This is a genomic window from Stappia sp. ABD4_338 (assembly GCF_056312175.1).
Map to the genome: position 1 here is coordinate 3,332,159 of NZ_CM149982.1, position 15,983 is coordinate 3,348,141.

Annotated in this window: 12 protein-coding genes and 1 riboswitch; of the genes, 5 read left to right on the top strand and 7 right to left on the bottom strand. The window is 67.9% G+C overall.

The genetic code is table 11. The features are described 5' to 3' along the window. Window positions 1–90 precede the first annotated feature (90 nt). Window positions 91–319: riboswitch (cobalamin riboswitch) on the top strand. 112 nt (window positions 320–431) lie between these two features. After that, entirely contained in the window at window positions 432–2,816 is a 2,385-nt protein-coding gene (gene metE / locus ACYX4S_RS15005) for a 5-methyltetrahydropteroyltriglutamate--homocysteine S-methyltransferase (RefSeq protein ID WP_476360776.1), read from the top strand. Continuing rightward, window positions 2,813–3,583 (top strand): acyl-CoA thioesterase, encoded by a 771-nt coding sequence (locus ACYX4S_RS15010; RefSeq protein ID WP_476360777.1) that lies wholly within the window; start codon window positions 2,813–2,815, stop codon window positions 3,581–3,583. Before metE ends, ACYX4S_RS15010 begins: the two co-directional genes overlap by 4 nt. Before the next feature lie 51 nt (window positions 3,584–3,634). Here the strand turns inward: ACYX4S_RS15010 and ACYX4S_RS15015 are convergent, their stop codons facing one another. Next, complete coding sequence (locus ACYX4S_RS15015; RefSeq protein ID WP_476360778.1) at window positions 3,635–4,105, bottom strand: Lrp/AsnC family transcriptional regulator; 471 nt, start codon at window positions 4,103–4,105, stop codon at window positions 3,635–3,637. 122 nt (window positions 4,106–4,227) lie between these two features. On the opposite strand from ACYX4S_RS15015, the gene ACYX4S_RS15020 reads away from it, so the two are divergent. Beyond that, complete coding sequence (locus ACYX4S_RS15020) at window positions 4,228–7,677, top strand: indolepyruvate ferredoxin oxidoreductase family protein (RefSeq protein ID WP_476360779.1); 3,450 nt, start codon at window positions 4,228–4,230, stop codon at window positions 7,675–7,677. A gap of 46 nt (window positions 7,678–7,723) precedes the next feature. Here ACYX4S_RS15020 and ACYX4S_RS15025 read toward each other — a convergent pair whose 3' ends face one another. The 6 genes from ACYX4S_RS15025 to ACYX4S_RS15050 all read right to left on the bottom strand — a co-directional run bounded on the left by ACYX4S_RS15025 (window position 7,724) and on the right by ACYX4S_RS15050 (window position 14,484). After that, window positions 7,724–8,227, bottom strand: coding sequence for a TRAP transporter small permease (locus ACYX4S_RS15025; protein ID WP_293722435.1), 504 nt, complete (start codon window positions 8,225–8,227; stop codon window positions 7,724–7,726). 75 nt (window positions 8,228–8,302) lie between these two features. Next, complete coding sequence (locus ACYX4S_RS15030) at window positions 8,303–9,277, bottom strand: TRAP transporter substrate-binding protein (protein WP_476360780.1); 975 nt, start codon at window positions 9,275–9,277, stop codon at window positions 8,303–8,305. A gap of 40 nt (window positions 9,278–9,317) precedes the next feature. Then, window positions 9,318–10,601, bottom strand: a complete 1,284-nt coding sequence (locus ACYX4S_RS15035; RefSeq protein WP_476360781.1) for a TRAP transporter large permease — start codon at window positions 10,599–10,601, stop codon at window positions 9,318–9,320. 12 nt (window positions 10,602–10,613) lie between these two features. Next, window positions 10,614–12,137 (bottom strand): amidase, encoded by a 1,524-nt coding sequence (locus ACYX4S_RS15040; protein ID WP_476360782.1) that lies wholly within the window; start codon window positions 12,135–12,137, stop codon window positions 10,614–10,616. A 148-nt stretch (window positions 12,138–12,285) separates the two neighbouring features. Next, complete coding sequence (locus ACYX4S_RS15045) at window positions 12,286–13,212, bottom strand: LysR family transcriptional regulator (protein ID WP_422067828.1); 927 nt, start codon at window positions 13,210–13,212, stop codon at window positions 12,286–12,288. A gap of 258 nt (window positions 13,213–13,470) precedes the next feature. Then, window positions 13,471–14,484: a 1-aminocyclopropane-1-carboxylate deaminase gene (locus tag ACYX4S_RS15050; protein WP_293722426.1), complete on the bottom strand. Its 1,014-nt coding sequence runs from the start codon at window positions 14,482–14,484 to the stop codon at window positions 13,471–13,473. Between the two features lie 148 nt (window positions 14,485–14,632). Here ACYX4S_RS15050 and ACYX4S_RS15055 point away from each other — a divergent pair, with 148 nt between their 5' ends. Both ACYX4S_RS15055 and ACYX4S_RS15060 read left to right on the top strand, forming a co-directional pair. Next, window positions 14,633–15,109 carry an Lrp/AsnC family transcriptional regulator gene (locus ACYX4S_RS15055; protein WP_422067826.1) on the top strand — a complete coding sequence of 159 codons (477 nt, stop codon included), beginning with the start codon at window positions 14,633–14,635 and terminating at the stop codon, window positions 15,107–15,109. A 99-nt stretch (window positions 15,110–15,208) separates the two neighbouring features. Beyond that, complete coding sequence (locus tag ACYX4S_RS15060; protein WP_476360783.1) at window positions 15,209–15,982, top strand: DeoR/GlpR family DNA-binding transcription regulator; 774 nt, start codon at window positions 15,209–15,211, stop codon at window positions 15,980–15,982. Window position 15,983 lies beyond the last annotated feature (1 nt).

A 15,983-nucleotide genomic window follows, 5' to 3' on the forward strand; every position in this document is an offset into this window, starting at 1 on the left:
CGGGACACAGGGTTTCCGCACCGGCCCTCAAGATCAATATAAACACATAAACATTCCTTTATATCATCTTGACAGGAGCGAACGACGGGCGCAGTCTGGTGGCGTCGTGGTTCCGTCGCGCCGCCTGCCGGTGTCGTGACGGCCAAGAGGGAATCCGGTGCGCCATGGCGACATGGCAAGGCCGGAGCTGCCCCCGCAACTGTAAGCGGCGAGCCCGCATCCGTTCACGCCACTGGGACCGGCCACGGCCACCCCCGGGAAGGCAGGATGCGCGCGACGACCCGCGAGCCAGGAGACCTGCCACGTCATCATGATCGTCCCTGGGCGGGGTGTCCCGGTGGTGCGTATGCGGCCGTGCGGGAGGCTCCTTCCGCTCACGTGTCCGCACACGTCCGCTCGGCCTTTGCCCCCAACATTTGGGGTTCAAGCCGATGGCTTCCGTTTCGCTTCCCATACATTCCCTGGCAACAGCCACGCTCGGCGTCCCGCGGATCGGTCCGCGCCGCGAGCTGAAATCCGCACTCGAGGCCCATTGGGCCGGCCGTCTCGACGAAACGGCGCTCGAGGAGACCGCCGCCGCCCTGCGCGCGGCCGGTTGGGCGCGGCAGCACGCGCTCGGCATCACCCAGATCCCGAGCGGCGACTTCTCGCTCTACGACCACGTGCTCGACACGGCGGTCATGGTCGGCGCGATTCCCGAGCGCTTCGGCTGGTCGGGCGGGCCCGTGCCGCTCGCAACCCGTTTCGCCATGGCACGCGGCACCTCAAGCGCCGGCAGCCCGGACGCCGATGGCTGCGGCCATGCCGGACACGGCGGCACACCCCGGGAAGGCGGTGTCGCGGCGCTGGAAATGACCAAGTGGTTCGACACCAACTACCACTATCTCGTGCCGGAACTCACCGGCGACCAGCGCTTCACGCTTGCCGACACCAAGCCGCTCGACCATTTCCTGGAGGCCAAGGCGCTCGGCTATCACACACGACCGGTGCTGCTTGGTCCCGTCACCTTCCTCAAGCTGGCCAAGGCGGTGACGCCCGACGTCAATCCGCTCGCCCTGCTCGACCGGCTTGTCCCGGTCTATGCGGATCTTCTCGCACGGCTTGCCGAGGTCGGCGCCGACTGGGTGCAGATCGACGAACCCTGCCTGGCGGGCGACATCGACGCCCCGACGCACACCGCCCTGCACCGGGCCTATTCGGCCTTCGCACGCGCGGTGCCGGACATCCGCGTCCTGCTGGCGACCTACTTCGGCCCGCTTGGCGACGCGCTCGACCTTGCCGTCTCGCTGCCGGTCGCCGGCCTGCACGCCGACCTGGTCCGCGCACCCGGACAGCTCGTCCCACTCGTCGAAAGGGCGCCGCGCGAGATGTTGCTGTCTCTCGGGGTCGTGGACGGGCGCAACGTCTGGCGGACGGACCTTTCCGCCCTGCTCGACCGGCTGGAGCCGGTGCTGGCGACCCGCAGGGCCGACCGGATCGAGATCGCGCCGTCGTGCTCGCTGCTGCACGTGCCGGTCGATCTGGCTCAGGAAGACGACCTCGATCCCGAGATCGCGAGCTGGCTCGCCTTCGGCGTGCAGAAGATGGAAGAGCTGCAGGTGATCGCAACGGCGCTGCAAAGCGGACGGGACGCGGTCGGCGAGGTCCTTGCCGCTTCCAGCGCCGCCGTGGCGTCGCGCGCGGCCTCGCCGCGCGTGCATGACGCAGCCGTTGCCGCGCGACTTGCCGCCGTCACCCCACGGATGAGCCGGCGCGAGAGCCCGTTCGCGGACCGCGCCGAACGACAGAGGCGGCTCCTCGACCTGCCCGCGTTTCCCACGACCACGATCGGGTCCTTCCCGCAGACGGCGGAGGTGCGCAAGGCACGCGCGGCCCACGCCAGGGGCAGGCTCTCGGACGGCGACTACGAGCATTTCCTCGCGGAGGAGACCGCGCGGGCCATCCGTTTCCAGGAGGAGATCGGCCTCGACGTTCTGGTCCATGGCGAGTTCGAGCGAAACGACATGGTCCAGTACTTCGGCGAACGGCTGTCGGGCTTCGCCTTCACCCGCAACGCCTGGGTGCAGAGTTACGGGTCGCGCTGCGTGCGCCCGCCGATCGTCTATGGCGACGTGGCCCGTCCGAAGCCGATGACCGTGGCAAGGTGGCAGCAGGCGCAGGCGCTGACGTGCAAGCCGCTCAAGGGAATGCTCACCGGTCCCGTCACGATCCTGAACTGGTCGTTCGTGCGCGACGACCTGCCGCGCGAGACCGTGTGCCGCCAGATCGCGCTGGCGATCCGCGACGAGGTGCGCGACCTGGAGGCCGCCGGCGCGCGGATCATCCAGATCGACGAGGCCGCGCTGCGCGAGGGGCTGCCACTGCGAAAGGACGACTGGCCGGCGTATCTCGACTGGGCGACTGAGGCCTTCCGCCTCTCCGCCTGCGTGGTCTCGGACGAGACCCAGATCCACACCCACATGTGCTACTCGGAGTTCAACGACATTCTCGATGCCATCGCCGGGATGGACGCGGACGTGATTTCCATCGAGACCTCGCGCTCTCACATGGAGCTTCTCGGCGCATTCCGCGCTGGGGCCTATCCCAACGAGATCGGCCCGGGCGTCTACGACATCCACTCGCCGCGCGTGCCCCCGGTCGAGGAAATGGCGGAGCTGCTGCGCCTCGCCCGAGAACGGCTTGCCGACGACCAGCTCTGGGTCAATCCGGACTGCGGCCTGAAGACGCGCGGCTGGCCGGAGGTGCGGGCCGCCCTTGCCAACATGGTTGCGGCGGCGCGCGAGATCCGCGCCGAACTCAGCGAGGCGGCCGAATGAGCGCGCCCGCCACAACGCGGCTGGTGGACATCGTCTTTCCCGGCGACACCAACCACCACGGCACCCTGTTCGGCGGCGTCGGCCTGTCGCAGATGGACAAGGTGGCCTTCATCACCGCCGCGCGCCACGCTCCCGTCGACTTCGTCACCGCCTCCTGCGAGCGCATCGACTTCGAGACGCCCGCGACGCTTGGCGACATCATCGAACTGACGGGCCGTGTCTCGCGCGTCGGGCGGACCTCTCTGTCGGTGGAGGTGGACCTCGTCGCCGAGGCGCTGCTGTCCGGCGAGCGACGGCGCGTCGGACGCGGAACGTTCCACATGGTCGGCGTCGGCGAGCGCCTTGCGGGGCTCGGCGGCCGCTTGCCGCCGATGCGCGAGGTTCGGCCGGATGCGGAAGACGCCTCGGCGATGGTCGAGATGGTGTTTCCCGATCTCACCAGCCACTACGGCTCCCTGCATGGCGGAGAGGCGCTCGCCGCCATGGGCAAGGCCGCCTTCGTCACCGCGACCCGGCATTGCCGCAAGCCGGTGGTGCTTCGGGCTGGCGAGCGGGTGGACTTCACCAGCGAGGTGCGCGCCGGAGAGGTGCTGGAACTTCGGCCGCGCATCACCGCCACCGGGCGCAGTTCCATGACGGTGGACGTAGAACTGCAGGCGGAAACGCTGCTGACCGGGAAACGGCGCGCCTGCGGCACGGGCCGCTTCGTGATGGTCGCCGTCGACGAAAGCCACAGGCCGGTGCCGGCGGGGTGCCGGGCGGCCTGAGAACGCGACCGGGACGGGCGGCGGCCGGCGGGCTGCCGCCCCGCCCTCTCCTCAGATCCCGTCCCGGGTCTTGATGGAGCGCAGCACCAGGTTGGTCTGGGCGCTGGCGACCGCCGGCAGGCGGAACAGGAATTCCTCGAGGAAGCGGTTGTAGGCGGCGAGATCCCGGCACTGGACCACCAGGTGGTAGTCGGCCTGGCCGGTGGTTGCGTAGCACTCGCGCACCTCCTGCTTGGTCTGCACCGCGCGGATGAAACCGGCGAGTTGCTCGGGATCATGGCGCGTCAGATGCACATGCACGATGGCCTTGAAGGTGAGCCCGAGCTTCTCCTCGTCGAGAACGACGGAAAACCGGCGGATGACGCCCGCCTCCTCAAGCGCCTTCACCCGCCGCCAGCAGGACGACGGGGAAAGCCCCGCCTCGCGCGCGAGGTCGGCATTGGAGATGCGGCTGTCGCGCGTCAGAAGCTCGATGAGCTTCAGATCCGCGCGACCGAGGCTGCCTTCGGTCACCTCTTCCATAAACAAACCAAAACCTGAAATACCATGCCGGAACATTACAGGATTTCCCGGCCATTTGGTCAGATTTTTCAGTTCAACCGGTAGATCCTTGGGCGATCCAGACACTTCGGGAGGATGTTGCCATGGGAGTCGACCCCCGCAATCTCGACGCGTACCGGCTTTCCGACCGCTACACCCGCCGCACGGGCCGTGTCTTCCTGACCGGCACGCAAGCGCTGGTGCGCGTCCTGTTCGACCAGGCACGACGCGACCGCGCGGCCGGGCTGAAGACCGCCGGTTTCGTGTCCGGCTATCGCGGATCACCGCTCGGCGGTGTCGACCTGGAGATGTGGCGCTGCCGCGACCTGCTCAAGGGCGAGAAGATCGAGTTCATGCCCGCCGTCAACGAGGACCTCGGCGCGACGGCGGTTCTCGGTGCGCAACAGGCGAGTCTTGACCCGCTCTGCGAGGTCGAGGGCGTGTTCTCCATGTGGTACGGCAAGGGACCGGGCGTCGACCGCTCCGGCGACGCGCTGAAACATGGCAACGCCTATGGTTCCGCGCCGAAGGGCGGCGTGCTGGTGGTCGCCGGCGACGACCACGGCTGCGTCTCCTCCTCCATGCCGCATCAGTCGGACGTGGCCTTCATGTCCTGGTTCATGCCGACGCTGAACCCGGCCACGGTCGCGGAATATCTCTCCTTCGGCGAATACGGACTGGCGCTGTCGCGCTTCTCCGGCACCTGGGTCGGCTTCAAGGCGATCTCGGAGACGGTGGAATCGGGCCAGTCGGTGGAACTGCCCGGCGACCGGGCCTTCACCCTGCCTGAGTTCACGCCGCCGCCGGGCGGACTGCACGTGCGCATGTCCGACCTGCCGAGCGCGGAGATCGAGACGCGCATCGAGGCGAAGCTCGCCGCCGTCGAGGCCTTCGTCGAGGCGAACCCGATCGACCGCCGCATCTATGACATCGAGGACGCGGGCTTCGGCATCGTCACGACCGGCAAGGGGCATCTCGACCTGATGGAGGCGCTGCGCCTGCTCGGTCTCGACGAGGCGGCATGCCGGCGGCTCGGCATCGACATCTACAAGGTCGGCATGGTGTGGCCGCTGGCGCGACGCGACGCCCTCGCCTTCGTGCGCGGCAAGCGCGAGGTCCTCGTGGTCGAGGAAAAGCGCGGCATCATCGAGAGCCAGTTCAAGGAATATTTCTACGACTGGCCGGGCAGCAAGCCGGAGAAGATGGTCGGCAAGCACCGCGCGGCCGGCGATCCGCTGATCCCCTGGACCGGCGAATTGAGCCCGCTGTCGCTCGCCCCGATCGTCGCGGACCGGCTGGACAGGTTCTTTCCCGGGGAAAACCTGCCCGAGCGGGCCAGGGCCCTGACCAGCCGCCCGGTGCCGCGCCTGACGCTGCCCGGCGCGACCCGCACCCCCTATTTCTGCTCCGGCTGTCCACACAACACCTCCACCAAGGTGCCGGACGGCAGCACCGCCAACTCCGGCATCGGCTGTCATGTCATGGCGAGCTGGATGAACCGCAACACCGCCGGCTATGCCCAGATGGGCGGCGAGGGCGTGCCCTGGGTCGCGGCCTCCCGTTTCTCCGGCAACAGGCACGTGTTCCAGAACCTCGGCGAGGGCACCTGGTATCATTCGGGCAGTCTCGCCATCCGCCAGGCGGTCGCGGCCAGGACCAACATCACCTACAAGATCCTTTACAACGACGCGGTCGCCATGACCGGCGGCCAGCCCGTCGACGGGCCGGTCAGCGTCTCCGGCATCGCCCAGACCTGCCGCGCGGAAGGGGTGGAGCGGATCGCGCTCGTGTCCGACGACCTGACGAAGTTCGCAGCCAGCGAGTTTCCCTTCGGAACGACCTTCCACGACCGCTCCGAGATGGACGCGGTGCAGCGCGAGCTGCGCGAGGTGACGGGCGTGAGCGTGCTCATCTACGAACAGACCTGCGCCACGGAGAAACGCCGCCGGCGCAAGCGCGGCACGGCGGAGGACCCGGACCGTTTCGCCGTCATCAACGACCTCGTGTGCGAGGGCTGCGGCGACTGCTCGGTGGAAAGCAACTGCCTGAGCGTGGAGCCGCTTGAGACCGAATTCGGCCGCAAGCGGCAGATCAACCTGTCCACCTGCAACAAGGACTTTTCCTGCCTCAACGGCTTCTGTCCGAGCTTCGTCACGGTGGAAGGCGCAAAACGGCGCAGGAAGAGCGGGCTCGACCTCGACATCGCCGGCCTCGCGAGCACCCTGCCCGCCCCGGAGATGCCGTCCCTCGACGAGCCGTTCGACCTGCTGGTCGCAGGTGTCGGCGGCACCGGCGTCGTCACCCTGGGCGCGCTCGTCACCATGGCCGCGCATCTGGAGGGCAAGGGCGCGAGCGTGCTCGATTTCACCGGCTTCGCCCAGAAATGGGGAACCGTGCTCGGCTACGTGCGTCTTGCCGAAACGCCGGACGCGATCAACCAGGTGAGGATCGAAAACGGCTCGGCGGACGCGGCAATCGCCTGCGACGCGGTGGTCGCCTCCTCGCCCAAGGCCTCGCAGCTTCTGCGGGACGGTTGCCGGACCGTCCTGAACCGGGCCGAGATCCCCACCGGCGACATCGTGCTCGACCGTGACGCGAGCCTGCGCATCGACGAACGCGAGGTGCTGGTGGCACAGACGGTGGGCGCCGACAACCTGTGGGCGGAAGACGTCAACCGGCTGTCGGAAGAGGTCATGGGCGACGCGATCTTCGCCAACATGATCCTGCTGGGCGCCGCCTGGCAGCGCGGCATGGTGCCGGTCGGCCACGCGGCCATGCAAAGGGCTATCGAACTCAACGGCACCGCCGTTCCCGCCAATCTCAGGGCCTTCGAGCTCGGGCGCCTCCTTGCCGCGCGTCCCGAGGCGGTGACGCGCGCGCTGCGCCCGAAGACCCGGTTCGCGGAAACGGCGGAGGAAATCATCGCCCGGCGGGCGGAGTTCCTTGAGGGCTATCAGAACCGCGCCTATGCGCGCCGCTATCTGGCACGCCTGGACGCCTTCCGCGTGAGCCTCGGCGCGAACGCGCCGGACAGCCTCATGGCGGCGGCCGCGCGGAGCCTCTTCAAGATGATGGCGATCAAGGACGAATACGAGGTCGCGCGCCTGCACACGCAGACCGGGTTCCAGGACAGGCTGAAGGACACCTTCGAGGGCGACTTCAAGGTGGCCTACCACTTCGCGCCACCGCTCCTGCCTGGTGGGGTGGACGCTCGCGGGCGTCCGCGCAAGCGCCGCTTCGGGTCCTGGATGACGCCGGCGCTGAAGGTGCTTGCGCGCCTGAAGGGACTGCGCGGCACACCGTTCGATCCCTTCGCGCGCACGGCGGACCGCAAGCTCGACCGGGAGCTTCTCGTATGGTTCGAGGACCTTCTGGAAAGGCTCGCGCGCGACCACGACCACCTGGGGCCGGCCCGAACGGAGGAGATCCTGACGCTCGTCATGGAGATCCGCGGCTATGGGCCGGTGCGCGAGGAAGCCGCGGAAAAGGTGCGCGGACGGGTGCACGCGCTGCTCGACGCGCCGGACGGGGCCGCACTCGACAAGGCCGCGTGAGCCGTCGCCGTCGCGCCGCCCGAGGCGGCACGACGCGGCGAGGCTGTCAGGTCGTCTCCGGCTCCGCCCAGCGGGCAGCCAGATGCACCAGGATAATGGCCATCGAGAGCGGCACGGCCACGGCGATCCACACCATGGGGATGCCGAGCGTGTCGGCCGTCAGCGTCGCCTGGCGGGCGAGATAGCCCTTGGCGAAGCCGCCGCGCAGGCCGATGAAGCTGTACCACAGCACCGGCCCGGCGAACGTGATGACGGCGGCGCTGCGAATGGCCTCGGCGAGAAAGGCGAACAGGCGCGGGCGACGCGGAAACACGTTGTTCAGCAGCACCGCATCCGAGCGGTCCTTGAAGGACAGCGTGGCCCCCAGCAGGCCGGTCCAGACCATCATGTAGCGCGCGATGTCCTCGGTCCACACGGGCGGGGCATCGAACACATACCGGGCGATGATCTGAAGCATCACGGTCGCGAACATCACGACGATCGCCAGCACCGCGACCCGGCGGGCAACCGCGTGAATGGCGTTGCTGAGGCCAATGACGAAACCGCGCATCTGCTCATGCTCCTCGTCGTGCCCCGCCGCTGCGGCGGGATGCGGGGGCCGGACGACCCGGCCCCACGCCCTTGATCAGCGGGTGCTGCCGGTGAGGTCGGTCCAGGCCTTGACCGCGTCCGCCGGCATGAGGTCCGAGGTGTAGACCTGCTTCGAGAGATCGCGGAAGGCGGCACGCTCTTCCGCACTCAGGCGCTGCACGGTGACACCGGCCGCCTCGAGCGCCTCCAGCGAGCTCACCGCGACGCGGTCGAGCCAGGCGCGGGTCGCCGTATCGGCCGTCTCCACCGCCTTGTCGACGGTGGCACGATCCTCGTCCGACAGGCCATCGTACCAGCCCTTGGAGACCATCACCGCGCGCAGCGGGATGATGACGCCGGCGTCGGAGAAGTTCTTCACGATGTCGGTCTGGCCGAACATGATCGGCACGAAGGCGGAGTTCAGGTAGCCGTCGACGATGCCGGTCTGCAGGCCCGCCGGCACATCCGACCAGGGCACGATCACGCCGGACGCGCCCCAGGCCTGGTAGAGCGCGATCTGGGCGTCGTCGAGCGCGCGCATGCGCAGGCCCTGCATGTCGGCGGGCGAGCGCACCGCCTTGGACGTGGTGATGATGCCCGAGGACGGCCCGAGCGGAACGAGCGCCAGGAGCTTCACGTCCTGGCCGGCGATCGCCTCATTGACCCGGTCGAGCACATTGCCCTCGTCCAGGGCCCGGTACATGTGATCGACGTCGTCGAAGATGTAGGGCAGGCGGACACCGTAGATGAAGGGATCGATCTGGCCCACGGAGCGCACGTCGGACAGGGAGACCTCCAGCAGTCCGAGCGAGAGCTGGTCGAGCTTCTCCGCCTCGTCGCCGATGGACCCGCGCGGCATCTCGCGCACCTCCATGCCGGCGGCGGTGAGCGCCTCGCCAAAGGCGTGGGCCCAGTTGTAGGAGCCCGACGTCTCCAGATCCGGCTTGGTGTCGAGCGCGATCTTCACCTCGGCCTGGGCAGGCCCGGCGGCGAGAAGTACGGCCGCGAGCGCGGCAATCTTGAAGTTCATCCTCATTCCTCCCATACGTCCCACGTCTCTTGAGTGTCGGTCAGTTCACGGAAAATCCAAAGGCGCTCGGCAACGCCAGGCTCAGTTCGGGCCAATAGGCGAGAGCCGCCAGAAGCAGAACCTGCACGGCCACGAAAGGCAGCGTCGCCACGGCAAGGCGCCAGTAGTTGACCCCGGTCAGCGCCGCCACGACCACAAGGCACTTGCCCAGCGGCGGCGTGATGAGGCCGATGCAGAGGTTGAAGCTCAGCACGATGCCCAGGTGCACCGGGTCGATGCCCTGGGCCAGCGCCTGCGGGGCGAAGAGCGGCACGAGCAGCGACAGGGCGACGGGTGTGTCCATGAACATGCCGGCGATGAGGAACACCGCAAGCAGGAAGAACAGGTAACGCGTGCCGGTCAGCCCGAAACTCTCCACCCACCCGGCAAGCGCCTGCGACCAGCCCATCTGGCCGGCGAGATAGCCGAGCACCGAGATCGCGGCGAGGATGATGAAGATCGTGCCGGTGAGCCTCGCCGTCGCCTCGAGAGCCTCCACGAGCATCCTGAAGCGGATCCCCTCGTAGAAGCTGCCGGCGAGAAGCGCGCAGAGGACGGCGAGCGCGGAACCTTCCGTCGGCGTCGCGAAACCGAAGACCAGCGATCCCAGGATGACCACCGGCAGGCAGAGCGCCGGGGCGGCGCGCAACAGGCTCGGCCAGAAGCGCGGCATCCCCTCGTTGCTGCCGCCGGGATGCCCCTTCCAGTGCGCGATCCCCGCGTTGAGCAGCATGAGCGCGGCCGCGAGCAGCAGGCCCGGCACGACGCCCGCGACGAACAGGGCCGCGACCGAGGCGCCGGTCAGGCCACCGTAGATGATCATGATGATCGAGGGCGGGATGATCGGCCCGATCATCGACGAGGCGGCCGTTACCGCGCCGGCGTAGACCCGGTCGTAGCCACGCTCGGCCATCGCCGGCACGAATGTGCGCGACAGGGCGGCGGAATCCGCCACGGCGGAGCCCGAAATGCCGGCGAAGAAGACCGAGGTCAGGATGTTGACGTGGCCGAGCCCGCCGCGAAACCGGCCGACCAGCGACAGGGCGAAATCGATCAGGCTGCGGGTCACGCCCGCCCGGCTCATGATCTCCGCCGTCAGGATGAAGAGCGGCATCGCCATGAAGGCAAAGACGTCAAGCTGGGCGAAGATGCGCTGGGGCAGGATCGAGAGATACGGCGCCTTGTCCGCGACGAGGAACGAGACCACCGACACCGCGCCCATCAGATAGGCGAAGGCGGTGCCGCTCAGCAGCAGCACGGCGAAGACAAGGGCGACGATCCACATGCACGGCCCCCGTCAGACGGCGGTGACGGCGGCGGTGCCGTCTCCCGACCCCTCCCCCGCCGCCGGATGGGTGACGATCGACGTAAGGTCGACCCGCGAGGCCCGCAGGCGCTCCAGGTCCGGGCGCGGGCGCGCCGTCCTGGGGCTGGCCGCGAGCAGCGACTCCAGCGCAAGACCCGCCGACAGGAGCCCCTCGTCGCCCCGCACGGGGCCAAGAACCTGCAGGCCGAAGGGCATGCCGGCATGATCCCGCCCGGCCGGCAGGGTCAGCGCGGGACCGCCCGACAGGGAGCCGCGATAGGTCAGGGCCAGCCAGCGATAGTAGATATCCATCTTCCGACCGTCGATCTCCGCCGGGTAGTGGTCGCTCCACGGGAAGGGCGACACCGGCACCGTCGGCATCAATACCACGTCGACGTCGCGCATGCGGGCATTGAAGGCCCGCAGGATGCGCGTCTGCTCCGCGTGCGCCCAGGCCCGGTCGGCGAGCGTGAAGCCCTCTCCGAGCTTCACGTTGGCCGCGATATGGGGCCCGAAGGTCTCGGGCGCATCCGCATAGGCCTTGCCGAAGGCGGCGAGAAAGCTCTCCGCGCGCAGGATGTCGAAGGTCCGGTCCATGTCGCCGAGCGCCATGTCGATCTCGCGGCACTCCGCCACATGCGGCGCGATGGCGGCGATACGGCTGCGGAAGGTCTCGCGAATGCCCGGATCCACCGGCACGCCGCCGAAATCCTCGCTGTAGCCGACCCGAAGCGTGCCGAGCGGCCGGGCATCGACATGGGCGAAACGGTTGGCGGGCGCCGGCGACGACAGGGGATCGTCCGGATCCTGCCCCTGGATCACGCGCAGCATGAGCAGGAGGTCGTCCATGTCGCGGGCCATGGGGCCGAGCACCGAGATGGTCGACCAGCCGAGCGGACGGGCGGGATGGGCCACCACATCGGCCGAAGGGCGATATCCGACAATGCCGCAAAGCGCCGCCGGCAGGCGCAGGGAGCCGCCGGTGTCGGAGCCGGTGCACAGCGGCAGGAGGTCGACCGCGAGCGCGGCCGCCGACCCGCCAGACGAACCGCCGGCGAGAAGACGCGGATCGAACGGGTTGCCGGTCGCGCCCCACACGGGATTGCGCGAGTTTCCACCCGCGCCGAACTCGGGCACGTTGGTCTTGGCGAGCACGATGGCGCCCGCCGCGCGCAGCCGCGACACCATGAGGAGGTCGGCCCTGGCGACATTGGCGCGAAAGCGCGGGCTTCCATGGGTGGTGAGAAAGCCGGCGGCGTCCTGCAGATCCTTGACGCCGATGGGCAGCCCGTCGAGGGGACCAAGCGGCGTTCCAGCCGCCCAGCGCGCATCCGATGCACGCGCGGCGACGCGCGCGCCCTCGGCATCGATCGCGGTCAGCGCGTTGATCGACGGGCCAAGGTCGGCGATGCGCGCGAGGCATGCCTCGACGACATCCGAGGGCGTGAAGCGGCTCCCGGCAAACCCCGCAACGAGGTCGCGCGCCGGCAATTCCGCAAGCGACGACGTGCTCACGCCACGTGCCCTCCGCACGTGGGAGATTGCAATTTCATGTCAGGACCCCTCCCGAAATCTTTCCTTTTGTTAAGGCTATACAGGAGAAGAAGGGAGAAATAATGAGTTATGAGACACAAACAATAACCGGAAGGAATACTTCCAGGCGCTAAGATGCGGATGTTTCGCGCAGGCAGGTGAGGAACAGATCCGCGGTGCCGTTGGTCTCGAACTGCCCCCGGCGCCAGAAGCAGCGGGCTTCCGACAGCAGGCCGTTGGTGTCGAGCGGCAGAATGACGAGATCGCCGCGCAGCGCGTGACGCCGGGCGAGCGCAAGCGGGAAGATGCCCACCGCCTGGGTGAGGTGCATCAGTTCCACGTTGAGGGTCAGAGACACGGAGTCGATGGTGTTTTCCGGCGGGGACAGGCCCACCTCGACAAAAAAGGCCTGCAAGGCGTGACGCGCCACGGAATCCGACTGCGGCAGGAGCCAGAGGCACTCGGAAAGATCCGGCCACGTGATCCCGGGATGGCGTGCGAGCGGGTGCCCCGGGCCCGTCACCACCACCACCGGCTCGCTCATCAGCACGCTCTGCTCGATCCCGGGGAGATCGCCCGGATGCCACACCCGCGCGATCACCAGGTCGAGCTTTCCCGCCTCGAGGCGCGGGCGCAACGCATTGAAATGGCCTTCGGTGACGGCAAGGCTTGCGGCGGGCGCGCTGCGCTTGAACAGTGCGATGGCGGGAGGCAGAAGCGTGGGCGCGAGCGAGCTCACCACGCCGATCGAGACCGTTCCGGACACGCCGCTCGCCATGGCCGAAAGATCGAATGCGGCCCGGTCGATCTGGTTGAGCACCTGGCGCGCATGTTCGGCCAGCCGCCGTCCGACCGGCGTCAGATGCAGCCGGTTTCGGTCCCGCGAGACGATGGGAACGCCGACGAGGCTTTCCAGCTCCGTGATCTGCTTGGACACGGCCGGCTGGGTAACGCCCAGGAACTCAGCCACCCGCGCCACGAGACCGAGTTCCGCGAGCGCCGCGATGATCCGCATGTGCCGCAGTGTCAGGGCGGAGGTGAACCGCTTGCTGTCCATGGCCGCCCTCTCGCTCCGCGCCGTCCCGCCTCATGCCCGGACGGCTTCCCGACGGGCCGGCAAGAGTATCCTGCCGCACGCCAGATGGCCGCCGCGCCGCTGCGCTGTCAAGGCGGGCGGGTCCTTCACGCGCCCTTCGACGGCACATGAAAAAGCGGCACGCGCCGAGGGGATCGCGCGTGCCGCAGGCAAGCACCCGGTGATCGTTGACCGGGAGCCTCTCGGGTCTTCCGGGAGGAAGAGGGGAATCCGGGAGCCTTAGCCCTCGCGGTAGTAGTAGCTGTAGCCGTTGAGCGCCGGAGCGCCGCCGAGGTGGGCGTAGAGAACCTTGGAGCCCTCGGGGAAATACCCCTTCTGCACCAGGTCGATCATGCCCTGCATGGACTTGCCCTCGTAGACCGGGTCCGTGATCATCGCCTCGGTGCGCGCCGCAAGGCGGATCGCCTCGTTGGTCTCCTCGGAAGGAACACCGTAGGCCGGATAGGCATAGTCCTCGAGAATGACGATCTCATCGTCACGCACCTTGCGGCCGAGCTTCACCAGGTCGGCGGTGTTGTCGACGATCTCGCGGACCTGCGTGCGCGTCTGCTCCGGGGTGGCGGAGGCATCGATGCCGATCACGCGGTCGGCACGGTCCTGCGCCGCGAAGCCGACGATCATGCCGCCCTGGGTGGAACCGGTGACCACGCAGACGACGATATAGTCGAACTTGAAGCCCAGCTCCTCTTCCTGCTTCGCCACTTCCTCGGCGAAACCGACGTAGCCAAGCGCGCCATACTTGTGCACCGAGGCACCGGCGGGGATGCCATAGGGAACGCCGCCGGCATCGCGCACGGACTGCATCGCATCTTCCCAGCTCTGGCGGATGCCGATGTCGAAGCCATCCTCGACGAGGCGGCTGTCGGCGCCCATCAGGCGGGTCATCAGGATGTTGCCGACACGGTCGTACACCGCGTCATAGTGGGGAACCCACTTTTCCTGCACCACCACGCACTTCATGCCGATCTTGGCGGCGGTCGCCGCGACCATGCGGGTGTGGTTGGACTGCACGCCGCCGATGGAGACGAGCGTGTCCGCGCCGGACGCGATCGCGTCGGGAACGATGTACTCGAGCTTGCGCAGCTTGTTGCCGCCCATGGCGAGACCCGAGTTGCAGTCCTCGCGCTTGGCATAGATCTCGACCTTGCCGCCGAGCGCGTCCGTCAGACGCGGCAGGTGCTCGATCGGCGTGGGACCGAAGGTGAGCGGGTAACGTTCGAATTCTTCCAGCATGGGCGGGTCTCCTGAAGGGCCGGCAATCACGGGACGTGACCCTATCAGAATGACCGCGAAAGGGGCTTTCGAACTTGCGACGAAAGTTTTTTCATATCAGGATGCATGAAATCAGAAATCCAAATATCTTCCGAAAGACTGCCTGTTGATGAAAGATCCTTTCACACCGGATCTGGACCGGATCGACCGCAACATCCTGCGGGCCCTGCAGGAGGACGGTCGGCTTTCAAACGCCGATCTCGCCCGCAAGGTGAATGTGAGCGCGCCGACCTGCCACCGACGCACCCAGCGGCTGTTCGAGGACGGCTACATCACCGGCGTTCGCGCGCAGGTCGCCCCGCATGCCGTCGGCCTCGGCGCGGTCGCGATGGTCGGCGTCGTCCTCGATCGGTCGACGCCTGACAGTTTCGCTGCTTTCGAGGAGGCGGTGGCCGGTCTTCCGTTCGTTCTCGACTGTGCGCTGGTCGCCGGCGATTTCGACTATCTGCTCAAGATCCGGGTCGGCGACATGAACGACTTCAACCGGCTGCACGGCCAGACGCTGATCGCTCTGCCGGGCGTGCGCCAGACGCGAACCTTCTTTGTCATGAAGGAGGTCAAGGACAACGCCCCGCTGCCGTTCTGACCCGTTTTGCCGTTTTCACGGGGTGCCGCAGGGCCGGCTCGTGCAATTTGACATATATCCTCGCCATGTTTCACGATGTGTTTTTTCAGGGAGTTATTGATGCCGGGATCGCGTCCGCGTTTTCCTCACGAGCGGCAGCAGCAGATGATCGAGGTGATCCGGGAGCGCAGGCACGTGGGCACCGCCGAACTTGCCGGCCTGCTGGACATCTCGCTTCCCACCGTCAGGCGCGATCTCACGATCCTTGAAAAGGCGGGGATCGTCTCGCGCACCCATGGTGGCGTCGTGGCGAAGGAAGCGACGGGCGTCGCCCCGGAACCGCTTCTGCTCGAGAAGCTGCGCCACAACCAGGGCGCCAAGCGGCGCATCGGCGCCGAAGCCGCCAGCCGGGTCAACGACGGGCAGATCGTCCTCCTCGACGCGGGCACCACCGCCCTCGCGGTGGCGCAGGCCCTTGCCGGCCGCCGGGTGACGGTGGTCGCGCTCGACCTCAAGGTGGCGGAAGCCGCGGCCGTGGGGCGTACCGACGTTCTCGTGGTCGGCGGGCAGGTGCGCAACGGCTACTACAGCCTCACCGGCACATGGGCGCGGCAGACGCTGGCAAGCCTTCGCGCCGACATCTACTTTCTCGGAGCGGATGGCGTGGCCGGCACCAGCCTCTCGGCCACCACCTTCGATGACGCGGAAATCAAGCGCGTGGCGATGGAGTGCTGCGAACGCACCATCGCGGTCGTGGATCACACCAAGTTCGCGGCCCGCTCCGTCGCGGAAGTCTGCGACCTCGGTTCACTGGACGAACTCATTTCCGACCGCGATCTCGGCATCCTGCCACCAGCGATGATGGAGCGGATCGTACGCCTGACACGGGCTTAGG